Source organism: Actinomadura darangshiensis (assembly GCF_004349235.1).
Taxonomy (GTDB): Bacteria; Actinomycetota; Actinomycetes; order Streptosporangiales; family Streptosporangiaceae; genus Spirillospora; species Spirillospora darangshiensis.
This window is the reverse complement of record NZ_SMKY01000071.1, coordinates 12,732-35,073: the sequence shown is the minus strand read 5'-3', so window position 1 is coordinate 35,073 and position 22,342 is coordinate 12,732. Positions and strand designations below refer to the sequence as shown.

The following is a 22,342-nucleotide window of genomic DNA, read 5'->3' as shown; positions in this document are numbered from 1 at the left end:
CCGTAACCCCGTCGCAAACCCCCCGCCGATCTCGGTACCCTTGCGGGACGGGTCGCTAGCTCAATTGGCAGAGCTCCGGACTTTTAATCCGTAGGTTCTGGGTTCGAGTCCCAGGCGACCCACTCAACGCATCGCCTATGTGGCTTGCGGATACACGTCACGTGCACACGGTGACGGGCTACTCCTCCTCGTTTTGGGAGGACGTGGGGAGGACGGAGGGCCGGGCGTCCTGAGCCGGGATCTTCCTTGGCACCAGTGCCGCGGCGGCTTCTGCGGCCTCGCGGGCAACCTCTGGGAGGACGCTGGTGTAGGTGTCAGCGGTGATGGCAAGCGAGGAGTGCCGCAGCAGCGCCTGAACCAACTTCATGTCCGCGCCACCAGCGAGCATCAGCGTCGCGGCGCCATGGCGAAGATCATGCAGGCGAATGGGCGGCAGCCCGGCACCGTAGGCCAGCCGGGCGAACGCATCGGTCACGTGATCGGGATGCAGCGCCGAGCCGTCCTCCCGCGTGAAGACCTTTCCCGACTCCTGCCACGCCTGCCCCCACTCGGCCCTGGCCTCGTCCTGCCGACGGTGGTGGGCTTCGAGCACGGTGACGGTGCCGGAGTCGATCGGGATCGTGTCTTCGCCGGCGTCGGACTTGGGGTCACCATCCTCGATCTCCCGGTAGGTGATCTTCACGCGGCTCTCCCGGACGGCCAGCGACGCCCCGGCCAAGTCCAGGTCCGGCCACGCCAGTCCGCACGCCTCCCCGCGTCGCAGGCCCCGGAAAGCCATCAGATGCAACAGCGGGTACAGAGGGTGGTCTGCGGCGTGATCGAGGAATGTCCCGGTCTGTTCGGGCGTCCACACCATCACCCGCGAAGGGCGCGGCAACGACATCCAGATCTTGAACGCGTTGACCGTACGGCCGCTGGCCCGCTCTGCCGCCAGTTCCCGCTCGTAGGCCGTCTGCCATGCGGTGACGCGTTCGCTGGTCCACACCAGCGCCTTGGGCCGCTTGCCTGTTTGGAGCTTGGTCAGCTTCGCCACGTTCACTGCGGTCAGGCCTTGCCGTACCGCATCCTCCAGAGCCGACCGGAGCGTCGCGCGGATGCGCTGCATGGTCGCCGCCCCGACCGTCCGACGGTGCGGCGGAAGCCCGGCGAGATCGGCGCGAGCGGCTCTGTGTGCGCCCTTGTCCCCAGACCGCCATGCCTGCCGGGCAGCCGCAAGCAATCGCCGGCGTTCCCCAGCCGCCCACAGGATGCGCTCGTTGTCGGCGTCGATCGCGGCGAACATCTCATTCAGATGCGCAACGCGTAGCTGGTCCAGTTCGATGTGGCCCAGGTGGGGTTTGAGGTAGTACTCGATATGCTCGCCATAGGACTTGCGAGTACTCCGGCGCAGGCCACCGTGGCCGGCCAGCCACTCGTCAAGGTATTGCCCGACCGTATACCGCACGCCCGGATCCAAGCCGCGCAATACCCGGCATCGTGCATCCTCAAGAGCGTTCTCAGCGTCCTCTTGCGTGGTGAACCCGCCCCGACGGATCCGACGACGCTTGCCACCCGGGCCGGCGTCGAGCTCCAGGTAGAAGTACCAGGTGCCATGCCGCGGATTCCACGTGCCGTCCTCGTGACGCAGCTGCGGGCAGCGGGAAGCAAGTTCCTTTCCGTCCACACCACGGCATTTACACCTCTTGTACGTCGACCCCTTCATCGAAACCCGAGGCTATATACCAAGTCGTGAGGGGAGCCAGCACCCTTGCGACTGAAGTCTGCATACGACTCCGCGTGATCGCTCCCCCTCAGGACACGAGGAGGTCTGCGCGCGCCCTACTCAGAACCGGTGAGCGGTAACGTCAGTCGACAAGCTGAGATCGCGTCTCATGTAGGTTCGGTAGATAGTACGACATGATCGGAGATTGCCCCGGGCCGGCGGACCGACCTCACCGCGCAGCAGCAGCCCTTGTCATCCCAGTTTTATTCGCACAGGCAAATCGCTTACGAACGAGCACCCTGCCGGGAGTTGAAACGGCCGCCGAGAACTACGAAGTGCCCGGAGACGCTTTTGTCAGACCCCTGTGCTCAACTCATGGAGAGATCGTCGTCCAAACCAAGGGGGGACAAATGCCATCTTCCGGACAAATTAGAGGAAAGATCGCAGAACTTACCAAAGAGCGCGCGAGGCACGAAGGAAAACTGGCCACAGCCCAGTCCAAGCAGCAGAAGAAGCTCACTGAGGCCAACTCCTACCAGGAGCGCGCCCGCAAGGCGTCCTCGCCGTCCCGGGCCTCGTCGTACCTACGCAGCGCCGAGAGTGCCAACAAGGCGGCGCTCGCGGAGGGCAAGAAGATCGAGACCGAGCGCAAGGCCATCGCCAAGTGCGCGGGCAAGGAAGCCACCCTCAACAAGGACCTGCAGGCAGCCCTGGCTCGTGAGGCCAAGGACGACCAGCGCCAGCGTGAGCGGCAGCACAAAGAGGAGGAGCGCCGTCGCCAGCAACTGGCGGCTGCCGAACGCACCCGCACCGAAGCGCTCGTCGCGGCCAGCGAAGAAAGGATGTCCGTGGTCATTAGCAGGCTGCAGCCTCCCAAGGTCGAGCCGTTGCGGATCCTCTACCTGACCGCCGCCGCAGCCGGTGACTTGCGGGTGGGAGAAGAGATCCGCCGCGTCAAGGCAGCGGTGCGTTCAGCCACGCTCCGCGACCTGGTTCAGATCGAGCACATGCCCTCGGCGACAGCCTCGGACCTGCTGGATGGACTGACCCGGTTCCGGCCTCATGTCGTCCACTTTTCCGGGCACGCCAACAAGGACTTCCTGGAGTTCGACTCCGGACTCACCGAACGAGGTCCGGGAAAGACCGTCGCCGCCGCAGCGTTCGCCGAGGCGATCGACGCCGTCGATTTGAAGCCGAAGGTGATCGTGCTGAATGCCTGCCACTCCTACGCCCATGTCGATGGCTTGCTGGAAATCGTCCCGCTGGCCATCAGCATGACCGACCGGATCGGAGACGTCGACGCCATCACGTTTGCCACGCGCTTCTACGCGGCCGTCACCGAGGGGCAATCGGTCGAGGCGGCCTGCAAGCTCACCAAGGCTGACATGAGGCTTAACGGGCTTCCCGACGCTGACCTGCCGGTCCTCTCCCATATCCCCGAGGTGGACCCCTCCACCACCATGCTGATCATCCCTCCGCAGCAGCTCTGAGACGTATGTGAAGCCGAGTATATGTTCGATATGAAGGGTTGTCGTGGTCGCTCTGGAAGTGATCGTTCGAATCACGCCGAAAGGGGGTGAACACCATGGAGGCCAACATCCAGCAGATAATCGCCTGGCTCGGAGCGGCCTGGGTCCGTAGCGCCGCCTACAACTGGCTACTCCGCCAGGGAGTCGCGCAGTGGCTCGCGCACGGCCTGGCCCTCATCGTTGGCGGCGTCGTCAAGCGCGCCATCGCCACCGCATAGGATCGACGCTCCGAGCGGGTCCCAGGACCCCCGCGATTCCCGGGATCCAGCGCCACCCGCCCGCGTAGGGCCCGGCATCGGGAAGCAGAGCGCCCGGCTAGGATGCACCAACATCCACCGCCGTCGATGGTCTGGACGCGCTGTCCCAGCCGAATGCCGCCCTCGCCAAGCATGTCGTCGACCAAGCGCCGCCGGCCTCGAACATGCCCGCGCGGATCCGGGAGCGCTCGGCTTACCTTCTTCCGTCACCCCGGGCGACGCCGCCCGCAGTGCGCCGGGCCCGGCTACGGCCGCGAGGCCGACCACGCCCCCGACTGGCCAGGCCCGCCGCTACTGCGGAGCAGCCTGCCAGCAACGCGCCCGCCGCACAACCAACGCCGTCACGCCTTCCAACAGCCGCGGACCTCGCCGATGCCTCGGCCGAGAACGCACTGCAGGCCCGCCTCTCGGCTCTGCCACCCGACGCCCGCCCCACCCCCTTGGTCGCCGCGTACGACGAACTGCTGCAGGGGGCCGATAACACTCATCACTCTTGGAACGAAGTTCAGCGCAGGTTCCGCAGGTGACACGAGATCATTGGCGCCATGACGGATGCCATCCTCGCGCCTCAGCTGATGCCTACCGGCCCCGGCCAGAGTGACCTTCTGATCCACTTCTGCGGCCGTCGCCCGAACTCAAAGTTCACCCCTGACGTGCCCCCCGAGATCAAGGAGATGACTCCTCAACAGCGTCTCGATGCCATCCTCACGAACCAGACGCTGCTTGGTTTCACCCCATTTCGCGCCCACGGACCGGCCGTGTGTCTGTCGGAAAGCCCCGGCGACCACCTGCTTCACATGCTCCGCGACCGGAAGATGGCACCTTGGGGTGTACTGCTGCGCCGCGCGGACGTCATCGCCGCTGGAGGCGGCGGCATCGCCTACCCGCCCGAGGCAGTCCACGACCAATGGCCACCAGAGATCAAGGTCTGGGGCAACCCCATCCGCAACGACGGCCAAGCCGTCATGGACTTCAGCTGGGAGCGCGAATGGCGAATCCCCTCGCCAAACGGGGCATGGGGATTTCAGCCTCAGGCAGTGGCCGCAGTCCTCGTCGGCGACCCGACCTGGAAGCCCACTCCCCTAGCCACCGATTGGATCGACGGCAGCACAGGCGAGCCCGTCCCGGATCCTGCGTTCACTATCGGCGGAGCACACCCATGGCACCACTACCCAGCGGCCTGGATCAAAGCCGAACACCTCTACTGGGACGGAGCCGCTCTGCGATCACTCCAATAGGAGCCCGTCCGGCAGCCATGGCGATGATTGGTCGTTGCACCGAGAACCCTGCGCGGGGCATCGGCTCCCGTGAACCACCCCCCACAGCGCGGCCGCGGGACCCTCGCCGCGGCTCAACTTGGTGACGAAGTACTATTTCCGGCGTGGTGGCGCGTCATTACTCCTGCTCTCGGACGTTTGCCACATGGTCCACTGGCGCGTCCAGCCATCCCCGCACGACGGCGAGGTCCTCCTCGGATACGGCAGCTGTAATTGGGGCTGTGGCCTGCGATGATCATGTGGTGGTGTCGGCGTAGGCGTGCCATGCCTGGTGGCATTTTCGGGCTCGGTATTGGTGGCGTCGGCGCCAGGTGGACCATGCGCGGCGGTGTTCGGGATCGCGGCGAGGCTCCGGCACGATCGGTCCTCGGATGTTGCGCAGGAGTTCGGGGACGGTGATCGCGATCATGTCGGGGTCCTGGTCCGGGCCGGTGGGTTGGGTGGCTGCGGTGACGGCGAGGTAGGTGTAGGCCAGCAGGGCCAGGCAGCTCCAGCGGTGCCAGGACCTCCACCGGGTGGTCTGGCCTTTGTCCAGGCCGCAGGCCTGTTTAGCGAGCTGGTGGTCCTCTTCGATCTTCCAGCGCAGCGTGGCGACCGCGACCAGGCGGGCCAGCGGCGCCGGGCCGGTGGTGAAGCACCGGTAGTAGGACAGTTTGCGGGTGTAGCGGTGCCGCCGCACCAGCAGGACCGCGTCACCGGCCTGGTCACCGGCCTGGTCACCGGCCTGGTCACCGGCCTGGTCTGGGCCGTTGGGGGTGTCGTCGGGGGTGATGGCGAGCATGGCCCAGTCGTAGGAGCGGACGCCTTTGGTTCCGGTTCCGGTGCGTACGCGCTGCCATCCGCCGTCGCCGATCAGGCGGACGGCCTTGCGGGCGGTGGTGGTGTGCGGGCCGAGCGCCACGGGGTGGTCGTGCTTGACCGCCATCACATAGTTCATGCCCAGGCTGCGGATGTGGCGGCGCAGGTCGCGGCCGCCGTAGACCTCGTCACCGGCGGCGAACGGCGCCCGGATCGCGCGGTCGTGGGCGTGGGCGAGCATCTGGGCGGCCAGCTGCGGTTTGGTGGCGAACTCGATGTGTTCGGGGACGCCGGCCAGCTCACGGCGTTCCTCATCGCCGGCCCAATCACGGGGAAGGTACAGGCGGCGGTCGATGATGGTGTGACCGCGTGTGGTGACGTAGGTGAGGTTGACCGTGACCTGGCACAGTGCGACCCCGCCCAGGCTGCCGGAGTACTGGCGGGCGGAGCCGACGCAGTCGGTGGAGGACTTGGCGTCGCCGGTCTCGTCCAGGATGAACACCGCGTCCTGACCCGCGTCCTGCCCCTCGTGGGGATCGTCGCCGGTCAGGTGCCCGGCCGCCCACACCGCGGTCTGGTCCAGGACCTGCCGCTCGTCCCATTTCGCCCGCGACAGCAGATGCTGCAGCCGGTGCGGGCCGCTGTGTCCCAGCGCCTCGGCGATGGTCCAGCAGTTGTGGTCCTCCAGCTCCATCAGCAGCCCCAGCACGAACTCCCGGACCAGTCGCCGGGGCTCACACCTGCGGAAACATCCCGCGATCCGGGCCATCACCGCGTCCAGGAAACCCACCCGGCGCTCATCGTCGGCATGCGCTACCGTGCCCCCGACGGCCGCCGGGTTCTTTACTTTCGTCACACAAAGCAACGATCACGGCGGCCGTCTCGCATGTCCGGCACTCCACCCGATCGTGATCATCCCCAGGCGCCCCGCCGACCAGCAGCATCATCCCCACAACCACGATCTACAGCTGCCGTATCAGTGCGCAACTGCTGCGCCAACGACGCGAGGTTCAGCGGTTCGGCGGCGTCATCGTACTCCCTCGACACGATCGACCTGAAAGACTCGTAGGCACCGGAGTTATCGACGGAAAAGGGTTCCGGATGCCCGATGCCGTTACCTTCCGTCGTGATCTCTCCGCTCTCGTCGTCGAGATCGATGGATTCGCCTTGGACAAGTGCGAGGATCTGATGACCGTTGAGTACCTGGTCAGCGATCGAGGTATACGCCTTGGCTGCGTCCAGCGGCGACATGACGAGCGTACGCCGGTCCGCGCGGCGTAGCCGTTGGAGCAGCGGCGTCATGTCGGAGTCGCCTGAGGCGATGATGAACTCCTCACACACCGGCTCCCTTGACAGCGCGTCGATCGCGTCGACGACCACCCTGATGTCTGCTCCGTTCTTCGTAGTGTTGTATCGCGGGCAGTCGACAATCTCGAACCCGGCCCGCACGAACGCGGCCCGGTAGCGGGAGAAGTACCTGCGCTCCGTCCCCATCGGCACGTAACCGCTGGGATTCAGGTAGCACCGCAGCACAAGCCATCGCCGCCGCGCCCCAGACTCCAAGATCTCTGATAGCCGCCGCAGCCACACCCCGGGGTCCGTCGCGAATCGTTCAGCCGCCAGCGGATCCAACTCACACAGACCGCTGAGGACATTGTCAAAATCCAAATACAGTGCAGTGCGCATATGCTGCATGGCAGTAATCTAGCGCCACCGCGTCCCCCTAGGGGAAGATTTGTCAACTCAATGATCAGTTCTCCCTCGCTAGGAGGCGGGCACGGGCGATGATCTCCGCGAGCTCATGCGATGGAGGAGCTGTGGCCTGTCGGGCGGCTTGGCGGTAGCTCTGTTCCTCCTTCTCACCCGTTCCGACGCCTTCCTCGATGAGTTGCTGCCTGGCCACACCCCACTCCTGCCATGCCTTTTCGAGGTGGTCGTCCAGAGTGTCATGGAACACCGCGTACCCACTTCCCACCCTAGTTTCAGGCCAGTCCTCCGGCTCCTCGCCCAACAGGGTGAGCAGTTGACAGTTCTTCTTAGATTCCAGCGCGATGCGGGTCGCGAGTGTCTGATCGGTGTCGTCCGGCCGTCGTGCGGCGTTGTGAGCGTCCCCGTCGAAGACCATGAATGTCGGGATGCCCAGCGTGGCGAGGATCGCATACGGGAGCCGGAGGTTCTGCTTGCCGTTGACCTGAACCACGATGATGCCGTTCCTGTTCAAGGGGTCGTCCCGCATACCGCAGCCTTCGAGCAGCCCCTTGTCCGAGATGCCCTCTACCAGTAGCACGCAGCGGGCGAACATGGCTTCTGGAAGTTCGGTCAGGTAGGCGCGCGCAAACTGCTTGAGGAGCTTCGCGTCCCCCTTGGAGGTGCCGAGTCGCCCCTGCACTGCAGCGTAGGTGGTCGCGTGGATGCCGACCGTAGGTGCCCCGGCTTCAATCGCTCGGGTGAGACGCCGGACTTGGTCGAACCCCTCCGGCTCTAGGAAGTATGGGCTGTGAGTGGCGTAGGTGATCTGGATACCGCGTTCGTGTTGTCCAGCCAACTCGCGTAGCACCGAGGCGAATGTCCGAGCCTGCAGCGGATGCTGGAACAGCTCCGGTTCCTCGATCGCCAAGAACACCGTACGGCTCGACTCGCTGGCTCTGCGCTCCGCTAGAACGCGTAGCGCGGTAATGAGCAGCGCCCGCTGAAAGCCGTGTCCCTGCTGGTCCACGCGCGTACTGGCGGAACCGTCCTCCACGGACACCTGGAACTGGGGCTGCGGGATACGCATCTCCGGAACGTGGGAACTGACGCGGAGTTTACGTCCCACGGTGAGCTGTTCCACCTCTTGGGTCAGTTCGTCCGACAACTCCTCGAGCTGAGACTCGAAGTGCTCTTTGTGGATCTTGCCGCGCCGGTCGTCGAAAACCGTCTGCAACTCGAGGAAATCCTGTTCCGCCAGGGAGCGGTCGACGGCTTGGTCAAGGATCCGCCCAATGATCGATCCCTTAACGTCACGACCTTCCTCGGAGGCCCGCAGGTCCGCGCTGACGAACACGTAGTCGAACAGGCCGCTCATCTTCGCCTGCCCCGCGAATCCGAAGAAGTGACCGTCCGCTGCCAGTTCCATGGGCACCAGTTCGTCGTGGTGCGCGCGCTCCCAGGCGGTCATAGCGTCCTCGGCCTTGGCCGCGCTCCTCGCGGCAGGGAGACCGAGGTCGGACCGCTGTTCGCGCAGTTCCTTGTAACGGGTGTTCAGTTCGCTGAGCTTCTCCGCTCGCCGGACATACTCGAAGGCCGGGTAGGACAACGTGCGTCCCGACAGCTTGTCCCGGCCGTCTTCCCAGCGCCGCCACAGCCGGACGGTGCCAGTGTTGCCCGCCGCGTACTTGCCCAGGGCGTCCCGATCCAGATCCGTGAGATCACAGAACTCCACCTCGACACTAATCTGCCGTCGCTCCGCGCCCACCCACACGTCCTCGGCGGTGAGAGCCTGCGCCGTCCCGTTGAAGAACCAGTCCAACGCGCGCAGAACGGCTGACTTTCCGACCCCGGTGGGACCGATGAACGTCGTGATGTCGTCGAAGTCGATGTCCACGTCCGGCAGGCATCTGTAGTTCTGGATCCGCACTCGCTTGATTCGCACCTCTAAATCACACCTGTCACAGGGGCATCACTGCAACCAGATATCTTGATTGGCCACAGTGTGCCACTGGTCCAATAAGTGGACATATCGGAAGTTTCGTTACATCGGAGGCATGCGGGGAAGTTACCGAACATCCGTGAACGCCTGAGTGGGCGAGTAGACCGATGACAGCAAGAGCCCCTCTCCTGGGCTTTCATCTGGCTCCGCTGACTGGCGGCTTGCACTCGTTTGACGGCGCCCTTGGTGCGGGCGGCCGGCCGACGGCCTGCCTCGTATCTAGTACCGCTCAACAACGCATGGGACGGTTCCTTCCCAGTCCCAATGATCTGGAGGAGGATCGGCCGGTGGATCACATCGAGCGTCACGGCTGACCGATGGGCCGCTGAGACGTACGAACGCTTGGCAGTTCGCCGTAGAGGAGGCAGGCCCTCCCGAGTGAGATGCACCGAGCACGAACTGAGCCGGATGTGGCCAACAATGCAGGTGTGACCAGCCAGCGACTTGATGAAGTCTGAAAAAACGCTCAAGGTGAGGGCGGTGCCGCTCTTCTCTGGAGGTGGGCGTGGCACAGTCCCCCAAGCCCGAGACCAAGGCCGCACAAGCGATCGTGGCAGAATTCGGCCGGACGATATCTCAGAAACGGGGGCTGGGGGGAGCCGACGAAGACCAACTGCGAGGCCCTCTAGAGATACTCCTGCGAAAGCTCGGCACAATCATCGGTGTGGAGGCAGTTCCCTACGGGGAGGTGAGGCTCGGCGAACTCCGTGCGCGGCCGGACTACGCCGTGAACATCGGGCAAGTGCGAGTCGGATACGTCGAGTTGAAGAAGCCTGGCAAGGGTGTCCCCGGGGCAGCGGAGTGGCGTCCAGGGAGAGGCGACCGAGAACAGTGGAGTAAGCTCTGCTCGCTCCCGAACGTGATCTATACCGACGGCGTAACGTGGGCGCAGTACTCATACGGCGAGCGGATTTCGCCGATCACCAGACTCGCCAACACGATCTCCGACCTGCGCCGCCCCTCGGCGCCTGCCGTCGCCGACCTGGTCAGCGTCCTTCGACGGTTCCTGCTCTGGGAGCCGGAGTCCCCTCGAACGCTGACCTCACTGGTGAGAATCCTCGGGGGCCTCTGCGGCCTGTTGAAGGACGAGGTCCACGCCGCGATCACCGACCCGATGAAGAAGCGGTCGCAGATGCGGCTGGCATTGCTCGCCGACGACTGGCGGGACCTACTCTTCCCCGGCCTCGACAACGAGCGGTTCGCCGACGCGTTCGCACAGACGATCACGTTCGCGCTGCTCCTAGCCCGTGTCGACGGCATCGACCTCCTCGGCGAAACCTACTACGAGATCGCCCAGAAGCTCGGGAAGCGGCACCTGCTGATGGGGCAGGCGTTCGCCGTACTCACCAGCGGCGTGGATGACGAACTGGACACGATCGAGACCCTCCGCCGCGTCATCGACGTCGCCGACCTCAATGAACTGGACGTCAACCCAGCGGACGCCTACGCCTACCTGTACGAACGCTTCCTCGCGACCTACGACCCCGCGCTGCGCAAGGACACCGGCTCCTACTACACCCCCATCGACGTCGCCCGCCATATAGTCAGATTTGTCGACGAGGTACTGCAAGAACACCTCGGAAAGGATTGGGGCTTCGCCGACGACGACGTCGTGATCGTGGATCCCGCTATGGGAACCGGAACCTTCCTGGTCGAGATCATCAGCACTGTGGCCGACCGCGTCGGCGACAAGCTCGGTCCTGGGACACGCGAGGACTTCGTCCATGATCTGGTCTCGAAGAGGCTCATCGGGTTCGAGATCCAGGTCGCCCCGTATGCGGTCGCCGAACTTCGCATTCATGGCTCCTTCAAGACCCGGTTCCAGGTAGAGACGCCTCCCAAGGCGCGACGCTTTCTCACCGACGCGTTGGCCGACCCAAGGCACGTGCAGCGGAAGCTGGGTGCGCCCTACCGGGTGATGGAGGAAGCCCGCGACGAGGCGAACGACATCAAGCTCAAGGTTCCGGTGATGGTGATCATCGGCAATCCCCCACACGTGGAGAATGCGAAGGGCCGCGCCCCATGGATCGAACAACCACGACAGGGAACAGCAAGACCCCGGTCCGTTGCCGCGCGTCCCTCCATCGACGAGTTCAGAGCCAAGGGACTGGGGCGGTACGAGTCCGACCTGCACGGCATGCCCTGGTACTTCCTGCGCTGGGCAACCTGGAAGGTGTTCGAGGCCGAGCAGCGCATGCCAGCGGGCGTAGTCGCCTTCATCGTCCCGTCCAGCGTTACAAGAAGCCGTGCCTTCAGCGGTCTGCGTGAGTATCTGCGACGCAAGTGCAAGGTGGGCTGGGTCATCGAGCTCACACCTGAGGGCAACCGCCCGCCAATGCCCACGCGCATCTTCGGACCCGATGTGGGCCGGCAACTCAGCATCCTCATCTTCGCTAACGCCGACGGTTCCGATGAGCAGAAAGCAGCCGACGTCTGGTATGTCGCGTTGACCGGGACGAGCGAGGAGAAGCGCTCGGCGTTGAAGAAGCTGAAGACAACACATCCAGGTTGGCAACGCTGCAGCCACGCATGGCAGGCCGCCTTCCTGCCTGCCGGCGACCCAATATGGACGTTCTCCCCCTCACTTAGCGATCTCATGCCTTGGCGCTCCCGAGGGATCACCCCGGGACGGACCTGGGTCTACGCCCCCACGGCCGACCTGCTCCAAGACCGGTGGCATGCGTTACTCGCCGCGCCGCTCAGAGAGCGTCGCAAACTCTTCCCGGAAAGCCGGGACCGAGCCTTGCACAGCAAAGTCAAGCCGCTACCCGGCTTTCCACCCGCCCTTCGAACGCTGACCGAAGAGTTAGGCTCCTGTCCCGAACCAATCCAAGTGGCCTACCGCTCATTCGACCGACAGTGGCTTATCCCCGACAACCGGCTCCTGGCCAGGGGACGCCCCCCACTCTGGCAGGTCCGATCCGAGCATCAAATCTATGTCTCCGAACAGGACGCCCACCAGATCGAGGACGGCCCGGCATTGACGTTCACCGGACTCGTACCCGACCTCCACCACTTCTGCGGCTGGGGCGGCGGCGGAGTGCGCCCCCTCTGGCGCGACCCCACAGGCAACGTTCCCAACATGACCGACAAGTTACTCAACCACCTCAGCGGTGTACTGGGGCTCTCCATCACCGCGCCCGATGTGCTGGCCTACATCGCGGCTGTGACCGCACATCCCGGATACACCCACCGGTTCAAGCAAGAGCTGCGGCAGCCAGGCGTCCGAGTCCCGATCACCGCGGACTCGACGTTGTGGAACGACGCGTTGACCATCGGCCACGAGGTCCTCTGGCTCCACACATACGGCAGCCGCGTCACTGACCCCGCCATGAGCCTCAAACGCTCAGAGCGCGCTGTCGTCGAGCGCTTCGGCATCAAATGTCTGGCTCCCGTGAGATCACTCCCCGAGCAGCTCCCCGAACGCCTCCACTATGAACCCCACACCCAAACGCTTCACGTTGGCAGCGGAGCTTTCGCACCCGTGCGGCAGGAAGTCGTCGACTACACCGTCTCCGGCCGGCGCATCGTCTGGCGCTGGTTGAACGACCGGACCACCCGGCCCCGGAACAAGCGGAGATCGTCAGAGCTCGACGACATCACGCCGACCGCCTGGAGCCGTAACTTCACGTTAGAATTCCTGGCCCTTCTCTCCGTCTTGACAGGGTGTGTGCTTCTGTATCCGGAACAGGCACGACTCCTGGACGAGATCTGCGCAGGTCCGCTGATCGGCACCAGCGACCTCAACGACGCTGGAGTCCTTCCCGTCCCTCTCGCCGCCACAAAGCCGCCGTCTCAGCACCATCCAACTTCTCTTCCCTTTACGGAAGCTGACCTTTGACCTAGCCTCCCCGCCAGGCCTTTTCCCGCTCCCGCTGCCGTTGCCGTTGGCCATGTCGGCTCGTTGTCGGCTCGGCGGTTCCGAACCGGACCGGCACGCGGCGGCATTGTCCGACATGAAAATCGGGCTCGATGCGGACGAGCTGATACAGAATGGACCTCAGAACACCATCCTGGTACGACAATTTCAGACTTTTAATCCGTAGGCTGTGGGTTCGAGTCCCACGCGACCCACCACCCTGACCAGCGCAAACGCGAGAATGCCCGGCTTGTCCGCCGCCCGATATGCCCCACTTCGTCCCCGTGGCAGCTCGGTGGCTGCTCGGCGGCTCGATCCGGGCCCTGCGTCCGCCCTGGTAGCGCCTCCAAACCGAGGCGCCCTTCACACCATCGAGCACTCTTCCCACCAAGGTGGTCGTGGGTTGCTGTGGCTCAGATGATGCGGGATCGGAGGAGCAGAGCGAGGACCGTGCCGGTCGGCAGCAACGGCAGCCAGACCGTGATCAGGCGGTATCCGAGAACAGAGGCGAGCGCGGCGGTGGACGGCACGCCGCTCACGGCCAGTCCGGCGACCAGGGCGACGTCGAGACTTCCGATGGCCCCGGGTGAGGGGACCAGTGCCGAGACCGCCGAGACCACCACGTAGATGAGCAGCACGGTCCCCACGGTGACGGGCACGTCGAGGCTGCGCAGCACGGCGAACAGAATCAGCGTGTGCAGCAACGGCGCTGCCAGGGACCCTCCCCACAGCGCCAGGGCGCGGCCCGGATGGCGCAGGATGGCGCCGAGTTGCCGTAGTTCGCCTGCCAGCCGGGAGACCGCGGCGGCGTCACGTGCGCGGGAACGCTGTTGTGTGCGCCATACGAGCATCGTCGTCAGCGCTATCAGGGCGATGGGTGCGGTGGCCATGACGATCCCTGCTGTCGCGGGTGGGGGGTGGGCGACAGCCGGCCAGTGCACCCGCGGGCCGAGCGACGCCACGGTGGACGGGGCCAAGATCACGATGAGTGCCAGCAGTCCGCCGTGAGTCAGGAGTCCCGCCAGCGCGTTCAACCCGACCGCTCCGGCTGCCGCGTCGGTGCTCATGCCCAAGCGCCGCATGAAGCGCATGTTGACCGCTATCCCACCCGATCCGGCGGGGAGTAGGTGATTGGCGAAACTCGCGGCGAGCTGCACCGCGAACAACCGGCCCACCGGCGGCAGCAAGGGCATCGACCCCAATTGCGCGAATGCGCCGGCCACCCACATCAGAACGGTCGCCGAGAAGGCGATGACCAGCCACTCTCCGTCGGCCGCGGCGAGACTGTCACTCCCGGCGTCGACTGCGGTGCGGTGCACGAATCCGATGACCAGAACCGCCACCGCGACCCCCAAGCCCGGCAAGAAGCGCAGAATCGAGCCCCGCGTTGGGACCTCCTCAGAGATCACGGAGGACGCTCAGCGGCGGGCGGCGGGCGGCGTGCAGTGCGATGAGGGCCGCGGCGAGCATGGCCGCGACGGCTGTGGTGGCGACGGCGGCGAGATAGGCCCAGGGAACGGCGAGGTGATCGGGTGGTGGGTCGAAGACGCCGGTCAGGACCTTGACGAGCATGTTCGACAGGGCCCAGCCGATGAGGGTACCGAAGGCCGCGGCGCCGGTCAGGATCAGGGTGACCTCGGCCCAGACGAACGCTCCGACCTGGCAGGGCCGTGCGCCCAGAGTGCGGACGAGAGCGAAGGTGCGGCGGCGTTCGGTGAAGCCGAGTGCCAGGATCAGTCCCGTGGCGAAGGTGACCAGGGCCAAGGCGTAGCCCAGCTCTATGCGGGTGAGGCCGCCGAGGTCGACGGCGGTGAGGCTGGAGCCGACGACTGTGCGGGTGGTGTGCAAGTCGGTGATCTGTGCCTGCGGGCCGAGGCGGGTGCGGAGCGCGCCGGCCACGGTCGGGGGAGAGGCGCCGTTCTGTGCGCCGACCAGGAATGAGCCGACAGTGTCGGTGCCGGTTTGCCGTGCGACATAGCTCGCGTTGGCGACCAGGAAGCTGTCGCGCGGTGCGGTGGGGAATTCCTTGACGACGCCGGCGTAGTGGAACGGGACGGTGCGGTACTGCTTGGTCCGGCCGTCCTGGAGCCGCAGCCGCAACAGGTCACCTGGGTGCAGCTGGAAGTCGTGCACGGTCTCCTGGCTGACCAGCACAGCGTCGGGGCGCTGCGCCAGTCGGCTGATCAGGTCGTGGGCGGTTCCGCCGCTGAAGTAGGCGTCTTGGAGGTGGGTGGTGCGGGCGATGGTCGAGGTTCGTACGCCGTACAGGTCCTGGAGGTCGGAGCCGACGTAGGCGAAGCGGTGCTGGAGTGGCTCGACGGTGGAGACTCCCGGCGTGGCGGCGATCGTCTTTTCCTGGGCGGGTGGCACGTAGGCGCCGGGGGACTCGGTGACGGTGACGTCGGCGCCGTTGGTGAGCTGGGCGTCCGCGACGGCCTGCTGCCGGTAGGTGGCGTCGAACACGGCGGTGGACGCCGCGAACACCACGGCGAGGGCGGCCAGGGCCACCGTGCGGGCGAGCAGGTTGCGCTGCCCGCCGAGGGTGGCGGTGACGGTGCCCGACAGCGGCCCGGCGACGGGGCGCAGCAGGCCGGTGACGAGACGTCGCCGCAGCGGCTCCGCGGTTCGCTCGGCCTTGCCGGTGTCGTCGCTGAGACCGGGCACGGGTCGCCGGCGCGGTGCGAGCAGCATGTGGACGACGCGCCAGGCCAGCAGTCCTCCACCGAGCCAGAGCAGCGCAGGGCCGGTGAAGGCCCAGTAGCTGACGGAGATGGTGGGCAGGCCCTCCGGTACGAGGACGACGGAGTAGTTGTTGCGGCCGGTGATCCAGAAGACGAGGCCGGAGGCCGCCAGCAGCCACAGGTCGAGCCCGTACCGGAGCCAGGTGGGGTCGCGGCGGGCCGGGCCGATCGCCCGGCGGGCGGTGACGACCCCGACGGTGCGGGCGTCGCGGGCGGCGGGCAGCAGGACGGTCAGCGCGGCGATGAGCAGCCCGGTCACGGCGGCGATCGCGCCCCACAGCACCGTCGTCCCGGTCGTGGTGCCGAACCTGGTGGTGCCGAAGGCGAGCCGTCCGGTGAGCGCGGCCAGCGCCAGTCCCGCGGCGGCGCCGGCCACGCCCGACACGGTCGCTTCGGCGAGGGCGAGGCTGAGCAGGGTGCGGCGGGACGCTCCCCGTGTACGCAGCAGCGCCTGTTCGGCTCGGCGCCGCGGTGCCCCGGAGCCGGCGACGAGGGCGGTGAGCATCGCCGCGAGTGCCGCGCCGGGCACGCCGAGGAACAGGAAGAGCATTTGCGCGTAGGCGGCGTCTTCGCGGGCGGCGCCAAGTGCGGCGCCCAGGTTGTCGCCGACCAGCCCGGCGCCGGCCAGCCGCGCCTCCAGGTTGCGGGCGGCTCCGGTGTCCTGGACGTAGGCGGCGGCGGGGTCGGCGGGCAGGTCGTGCCGCAGCCGCACGTGAACCTGGGTGTGGGCTTGGGCGCGGGCGGCGTTGTCGAACAGCCCGTGCCAGGTGGCGGCGGGCAGCAGCACCACGTTGTCGGGAGGGGCTTGCGGCTGCGCGCCCACGGGCGCGCCGACCTTCTGGAAGAGGGAGTCGGCCTCGGGAAGGTCGGCGACTCCGTCGACCTTGACCGTCGCGTCCGGGAGCCCGGCCCGGTGGATCGTGACGGTCGAGCCGGGAACCGCGTGCAGGTTGGCGGCGGTCTGCTGGGCCAGCAGCACCCCGTCCGGCCGTCCGGTCAGGGCACGCAGTTCCCCGGGGAAGGCGGCCGAGTATCCGGGGGGCAGGCCGAGCACCTGGCCGGGGCCGGTGTTGAGAACCTGGCCCTGTGCGCGTGATTCGAGACCGGTGGTCGCGGCGAACCCTACGGGGAGGGCTTCGGTGATGTGCGGGGCCACTGCCCGCAGGTCGGGCAGGGCGGCGCCGTGTTGCAAATCGATCTGCCAGTCCACCGCGACGCGGGAGGCCGAACGCTGGGTCATCGTTGACTTGGCGGAGGCCAGGAACGTTCCGAGCGAGGCCAGCAGGGCCACCGCGACGGCGATGCCGGCGGCGGTCATGATCAGCCGTGCGGCGCGGCGGGCCAGCAGCCCGCGCAGCCACATCAGGACGAGCATGGCTCTCCTTCCATGAGCGAGCCATCGGCCATCCGCCAGCGGCGCGGCAGCCGTTCGGCCATGCGCGGGTCGTGGGTCGCCACGACCAGCCCGGCGTTCAGGTCGCCGGCCGCCTTCAGCAGCAGGTCGAGCACCTGGACGGCGTGCGCTGAGCCGAGTTGCGCGGTCGGCTCGTCGGCGACGATCAGCGCCGGTTCGGCGGCGAGCACGCGCGCGACGGCCACCCGCTGGGCCTGCCCGCCGGACAGCTCCTCGGGGAGCCGGGGAGACAGGTCCGCCAGGCCGACGGCGTCCAGCGCCCGCCGGGCCCGGTTCAGTGCTTCGCCCTCCGCCACGTCCGCCAAGACCAGCGGCAATGCCACGTTGCCCACCACGTCCAACTGGGCGATCAGGCTGGGCCCCTGGAAGACCATCCCGACGACGCCCGGCCTGCCGAACGGTCGGCCGCCGAGCCCGGGCCAGTCGATCCGCCCGGCGGTGGGGTCGTCCAGACCACTGATCAAGTGCAGCAGGGTGGACTTGCCAGACCCGGATGGGCCAGTGATCGCGACACGGTCCGTCCGGCCGAGCGTGCAGGTCACCCCGTGCACGGCCACGACGGCATCGGGACCGCGCCCATAGGTCCGGGCCACGTCGCCGAGCCGGACGAGCCGCTCCCCGGGGTCCGGGACGGTCATTGCAGCCGCCCGCTTGCGAGCGCGATCGTCCTGTCCGCAGCGACGGCGACGGCCGGGCTGTGGGAGGCCACGACCACGGCGGTGCCCTGCCCGGCCCGGTCGCGCAGCAGGTCGAGGACCTGCCGTTCGGTGCGCCGGTCCAGTTCACCGGTGGGCTCGTCGGCCAGCAGCACCGCAGGCTGGTTGGCCAGCGCGACCGCCAGGCCAGCCCTGGCTGCTTCGCCACCGGACAGCTGGGCCGGACGCGCCCGGCCCCTGCCCGTCAGCCCGAGCCCGTCCAGCAGCGTGTTCCGCCATGCGATATCGGGACGTCCGGCCAGCCGCTGGACCATGTCGATGTTGGCGCGAACGGTGAGATGCTCCAGCAGGTTTCCCGACTGGAAGAGCATGCCGATCAGGCGGGCGCGCAGAGCCGTGCGTTCGGCCTGTGGGCGGTGGCTGATCCGGACGCCGTCGACGCGCACGGTGCCGCCGTCGGGTTCGTCCAGGCCGGCCAGGCACGCCAGCAGGGTGGACTTGCCCGATCCGGACGGCCCGGTGATCGCGACGAACTCGCCTGTGGAGACGGTCAGTTCGACTCCTCGCAAGGCCTGCGTCTCCTCGTCCCCTGCCCGGTAGAACCGGTAGAGCCCATCCGCCTCCAGGGTCGGCGCGGGCGCGGTCACGGCAGCCACCTGAACGAGTCCGACACCGTGCGCCATGGGTCGACGTTGTCGGCGCCCACCGGCCCGGACAGGGTGAGCACGGCCTCGTGGCCGGCCTTGAAGAACTCGTACCGTTCGGCCTCGTCGCGGATCACCTTGCCGGTCACGGGGTCGGGCGCGCTGTCGAAGCGGTAGACCAGCCGGACGGCGGTGCCTCCCTTGCGCTGGACGCTGTCGGCCTTCAGCACGGTCATCTTGGTTGCCTTGATCTTGGGGGCCTCGCTGTCACGTGCGCTTCGCACGGTGGGCGCGGTGGAGGCGGTCACGACCTCGACCCGGACTGAGTTGAGTTTGTCGGTGAAGCTCGCCCCCGTGGGCAGACCGGTCCGCGCCCACCCCTCGGGCACCTTGACCTCGTACCGACCGCCGGACGGCCGGAAGGGCACGAACGCAGTGTTGTCCGGTATGTCGCCCGGCGGATTGGACTCGGTCTCTATCGGGGCGGGGGTCGGGGACCCGCCTGTCGCCGGCGGACGTCCGGACGTGGCGGGTGACGAACTCTTCTGCGACGACGCGCCGCCGCCCCCGCAGCCGGCCGCCGCGATGGCCACCACGGCAGCGGCCGCCAGCATGCTCCTCACTCGCATCGCTTGCTCCTCACCTCAGCGCCAATCCTGCGGTGACCAGGACATCTGTCATCACGCTAGGAGCGGGTGGGTGAGCGGCCGGCTAAGCGCGGTTAACGCGGGACAAGCGCGGCCTCACAAAGTCGCTTGCCTTGTCCCGATGCGGGTCTCCCCCGCGTTGCCCGCACCTCGGATCGTGACGCCTGGGGCTACCCGTGGACGGCGACGAGCACGTTCCTTTCGTCGCCTCCCTTGACGGTGATCTCCTTCACCGTTCCCAGGCCCTTGACGTAGTACTTGGCATCGATGACGCCAGGCTCGAGCGGCGTCCACTCGTTCGTCTCCAGGGCGTGTTCGAAGGATCTGTAGGGGACCTGCACCTTCGCATCGACGCCGATGACCTTGTAGTGGTCTTCCGCCTGGCCCTTGAAGTACTCCTGGCTGCCGCCGTCGCCGTTCTTCGGGTGTGCGGTCATGAAGATGCCGGGCTTGGCTCCAGATCGTCCGGCGTGCCAGGTGCCGTCGGTGGAGACCATGTTGCCGTGTTGATCGAGTTCGGCGGTGTCCTCGCCGAAGTACCACACGTTTCCCTGCGAGTCCTGGGTGTAGTAGTCGCGCGTGGTCTCCACGAGGGCGCCGTGTGAAAAGAGCCGGTCCAGCACCACCCGGCACGGCGCACCGTCGATCTTCTGGGTCGTGTCGGAGACCGTGAGGTACTCCTCGGTCTTCTCCCCGTCCTTGACTCCCTTGTACACCAGCGTCCGGCCGGGTGGCAGCGGGAACCACGGGTTGTTCACCTTGGCGCTGAAGTGTCGGGAGGGCACGTTGCTCGCGGCGGCCCTACGTTGGGCGCTGCCGGTGGGGTGGTCGGCGTCTCCGGACCCCCCGGAGGTGCACGCGGTTGCGGTGAAGGCGACGCCGATGAGCACGAGCGCGGATTTCCTCATCGTTGGCATGCCACGTTCCTTCCGCTCCGGCCGGCCAACGGCCGGCTACTGCCCTCATGGTGCGGCCCGGCAGCTGAGAGGAGGCTTAACCACCCGCCTGGGTAACGACGGGCCGTCTCAGCCTGCGCTCATCTTCGGGTCGTTAGCCTGGCGTTACCGGTGAGGGGGCGCAATGCGGGTTCTCGTGGTCGAGGATGAGAGGCGGATGGCCGATCTGCTGCGCCGGTGTCTGGAGGAGCACGGATTCGCCGTCGACGTGGCGGTCACCGGGGAGGACGGCGCCTGGTACGCGCAGGAGATCGACTACGACGTGATCGTTCTCGACGTGATGCTGCCGGGCATCGACGGGTTCGAGGTGCTGCGCGGAATCCGTGCCGCCGGCAGGTACGCCCCCGTGCTGCTGCTCACCGCGCGGGACGCGGTCGAGGACCGGGTGCGCGGCCTGGACACCGGCGCGGACGACTACCTGACCAAACCGTTCGCGCTGGCCGAGCTTCTGTCCAGGCTGCGCGCCCTGATGCGGCGCGGGGCGCGGGAACGACCGGCCCTGCTGTCCGTCGGTGACCTGACGCTCGATCCCGCCACCCGTTCGGTCGCCCGCGGGCAGACGCCCATCTCCTTGACCGCGAAGGAGTTCGCCCTGCTGGAGTACCTGATGCGGCACCCGGGGGAGGTGCTGTCGAAGACGCAGCTGGTCGAGCACGTGTGGGACTTCACCTTCGAGTCGTCGTTCAATGTCGTCGAGGTGTACGTGGGATACCTGCGCCAGAAGATCGACCGCCCCTTCGGCCGCCGGTCGCTGGAGACCCGGCGCGGGGCGGGCTACCGGCTGCGAGACGACCGTGCGGATTAGGCGGCGGCTCGCCCCGGGATTGCGCAGGCTGCCGGTGCGGCTGCGGCTGACCCTCGCCTTCTCGCTCGGGATGGCCGCCGTGCTCGCCGCGCTCGGCGCCTTCCTGTACACGCGGCTGGCCACGGATCTGCTGAAAGCGACCGATCTCGACCTGCGCGCGCGGGCCGGTGTGACCGTCACATCGCTGAACATGCGAGAGCACGCGCCACTCGACGCGGGCCAACGGTTGATCGATCCGGACGAGTCGTTCGGGCAGATCCTCACCCCCTCCGGCGCCGTCGTCGAGACCACGCCCGCCGTCTCCGGAGCGCCGATGCTGCCACCGCGCTCCGTCCGCTCGGTGGACGGCCCCACCTTCTCCACCCGCCGGGTGCGGGGCGTCGACGACCCCGCACGACTGCTCGCCGTCCCCGTGCAACTGCCCGGCCCGCACCACGACCGAGCGGTCCTCGTCGTCGGCGCACCGCTCGGCGACCGCCACGAGGCGCTCACCACCCTGACGCTCCTCCTGCTCACCGCCGGTCCGGTCGCCCTCGTCGTCACCTCGTGCGCCGGCTGGCTCCTGGCCGGGGCGGCGCTGCGGCCGGTCGAGCGGCTCCGCCGGGAGGCGGCCGCGATCACCGTGTCCGAGCCCGGTCGGCGGTTGACCGTACCGGAGACCGGCGACGAGCTGACGCGGCTGGCCACCACCCTGAACTCGATGCTGGCCCGGCTGCAGGAGGCCTTGGACCGCGAGCACCGCTTCGTCGACGCGGCGAGCCACGAGCTGCGCACTCCGCTGGCGCTGCTGAAGGCGGAACTGGAGCTCGCGGGCTCCCGGCCGCGCGACCGGGAGGAGCTGGCGGCCGCGGTCCAGGCGGCGGCCGCGGAGACCGACCGGCTCGTCGGTCTGGCCGAGGACATGCTGGTTCTGGCGCGCACACGGCAGGGACGGCTGCCTCTGCGCCGCTCCCCCGTCTCACCGCGCCGGCTGCTGGAGGAGGCGGCCGAGGCGTTTCGGGTCCGGGCCGAGGGCGCCGGCACCGTCATCGAGGTGACGGCCGAGGAGACGGAGGTCCAGGCCGACCCGGTGCGGCTGCGTCAGGTGCTGCACAACCTGCTCGACAACGCGCTGCGGCACAGCGGCCCGGCGGGACCGGGCCGAATCACGCTGGCGGCTGCCAGAGCCGACGAGGGCCTGCGGGTGACCGTTCGGGACCACGGGCAAGGCTTCCCAGAGGCACAGCTCGCACAGCCACCGGAGCCGGGCCGCGTCGACGCCGGCCTGGGCCTGTCCATCGTCCGCACGATCATCGAGGGGCACGGCGGCACGCTGCGGCTGGAGAACGCCTCCACCGGAGGGGCGAGCGTCACCCTGACGATGCCGTGA

Annotated in this window: 16 protein-coding genes and 1 tRNA gene; 7 read left to right on the top strand and 10 right to left on the bottom strand. The window is 67.5% G+C overall.

What is annotated here, in order from left to right:
* The first annotated feature begins 49 nt into the window (after positions 1-49).
* A tRNA-Lys gene (locus E1293_RS17705) sits at positions 50-122 on the top strand.
* Positions 123-178: 56 nt separating this feature from the next.
* On the opposite strand, the gene E1293_RS17700 is transcribed toward E1293_RS17705, so the two are convergent.
* Positions 179-1,663 (bottom strand): site-specific integrase, encoded by a 1,485-nt coding sequence (locus E1293_RS17700; RefSeq protein WP_207938906.1) that lies wholly within the window; start codon positions 1,661-1,663, stop codon positions 179-181.
* A 449-nt stretch (positions 1,664-2,112) separates the two neighbouring features.
* Between E1293_RS17700 and E1293_RS17695 the strand changes: the two genes are divergently transcribed.
* From E1293_RS17695 to E1293_RS17690, 3 genes are all read left to right on the top strand, one after another.
* Entirely contained in the window at positions 2,113-3,192 is a 1,080-nt protein-coding gene (locus E1293_RS17695; protein WP_132198515.1) for a CHAT domain-containing protein, read from the top strand.
* Positions 3,193-3,287: 95 nt separating this feature from the next.
* Positions 3,288-3,449: a hypothetical protein gene (locus E1293_RS47495; RefSeq protein WP_165978259.1), complete on the top strand. Its 162-nt coding sequence runs from the start codon at positions 3,288-3,290 to the stop codon at positions 3,447-3,449.
* Positions 3,450-4,033: 584 nt separating this feature from the next.
* Positions 4,034-4,726, top strand: a complete 693-nt coding sequence (locus E1293_RS17690; protein ID WP_132198514.1) for a hypothetical protein — start codon at positions 4,034-4,036, stop codon at positions 4,724-4,726.
* 274 nt (positions 4,727-5,000) lie between these two features.
* On the opposite strand, the gene E1293_RS17685 is transcribed toward E1293_RS17690, so the two are convergent.
* The 3 genes from E1293_RS17685 to E1293_RS17675 are packed head-to-tail and all read right to left on the bottom strand — an operon-like array spanning position 5,001 to position 9,179.
* Entirely contained in the window at positions 5,001-6,419 is a 1,419-nt protein-coding gene (locus E1293_RS17685) for an IS701 family transposase (RefSeq protein ID WP_424923643.1), read from the bottom strand.
* A gap of 56 nt (positions 6,420-6,475) precedes the next feature.
* Complete coding sequence (locus tag E1293_RS17680) at positions 6,476-7,258, bottom strand: NYN domain-containing protein (RefSeq protein ID WP_132198512.1); 783 nt, start codon at positions 7,256-7,258, stop codon at positions 6,476-6,478.
* A gap of 55 nt (positions 7,259-7,313) precedes the next feature.
* Positions 7,314-9,179: an ATP-dependent nuclease gene (locus E1293_RS17675; protein WP_165978258.1), complete on the bottom strand. Its 1,866-nt coding sequence runs from the start codon at positions 9,177-9,179 to the stop codon at positions 7,314-7,316.
* A gap of 577 nt (positions 9,180-9,756) precedes the next feature.
* Here E1293_RS17675 and E1293_RS17670 point away from each other — a divergent pair.
* Complete coding sequence (locus E1293_RS17670) at positions 9,757-13,092, top strand: type ISP restriction/modification enzyme (protein ID WP_132198510.1); 3,336 nt, start codon at positions 9,757-9,759, stop codon at positions 13,090-13,092.
* 431 nt (positions 13,093-13,523) lie between these two features.
* On the opposite strand, the gene E1293_RS17665 is transcribed toward E1293_RS17670, so the two are convergent.
* The 6 genes from E1293_RS17665 to E1293_RS17640 form a co-directional block, all read right to left on the bottom strand.
* Positions 13,524-14,519: a lysylphosphatidylglycerol synthase transmembrane domain-containing protein gene (locus E1293_RS17665; protein WP_132198509.1), complete on the bottom strand. Its 996-nt coding sequence runs from the start codon at positions 14,517-14,519 to the stop codon at positions 13,524-13,526.
* Positions 14,509-17,226 (bottom strand): ABC transporter permease, encoded by a 2,718-nt coding sequence (locus E1293_RS50205; protein WP_132198508.1) that lies wholly within the window; start codon positions 17,224-17,226, stop codon positions 14,509-14,511. Before E1293_RS50205 ends, E1293_RS17665 begins: the two co-directional genes overlap by 11 nt.
* A complete protein-coding gene (locus E1293_RS17655; protein WP_132198507.1) occupies positions 17,214-17,903 on the bottom strand; it encodes an ABC transporter ATP-binding protein in 690 nt (229 codons plus the stop codon). Before E1293_RS17655 ends, E1293_RS50205 begins: the two co-directional genes overlap by 13 nt.
* Positions 17,900-18,568, bottom strand: a complete 669-nt coding sequence (locus E1293_RS17650) for an ABC transporter ATP-binding protein (protein ID WP_207938905.1) — start codon at positions 18,566-18,568, stop codon at positions 17,900-17,902. The genes E1293_RS17655 and E1293_RS17650 overlap by 4 nt, the downstream gene beginning before the upstream one ends.
* The gene (locus tag E1293_RS17645; protein WP_132198505.1) at positions 18,565-19,194 is read right to left on the bottom strand and encodes a hypothetical protein; all 630 of its coding nucleotides are present in this window, start codon (positions 19,192-19,194) and stop codon (positions 18,565-18,567) included. The genes E1293_RS17650 and E1293_RS17645 overlap by 4 nt, the downstream gene beginning before the upstream one ends.
* 188 nt (positions 19,195-19,382) lie before the next feature.
* Positions 19,383-20,129: a hypothetical protein gene (locus tag E1293_RS17640; protein ID WP_132198504.1), complete on the bottom strand. Its 747-nt coding sequence runs from the start codon at positions 20,127-20,129 to the stop codon at positions 19,383-19,385.
* A 163-nt stretch (positions 20,130-20,292) separates the two neighbouring features.
* Here E1293_RS17640 and E1293_RS17635 point away from each other — a divergent pair, with 163 nt between their 5' ends.
* On the top strand, positions 20,293-20,973 hold the full coding sequence (locus E1293_RS17635) for a response regulator transcription factor (protein ID WP_132198503.1): 681 nt from the start codon (positions 20,293-20,295) through the stop codon (positions 20,971-20,973).
* Positions 20,963-22,342: a HAMP domain-containing sensor histidine kinase gene (locus E1293_RS17630; RefSeq protein WP_132198502.1), complete on the top strand. Its 1,380-nt coding sequence runs from the start codon at positions 20,963-20,965 to the stop codon at positions 22,340-22,342. The genes E1293_RS17635 and E1293_RS17630 overlap by 11 nt, the downstream gene beginning before the upstream one ends.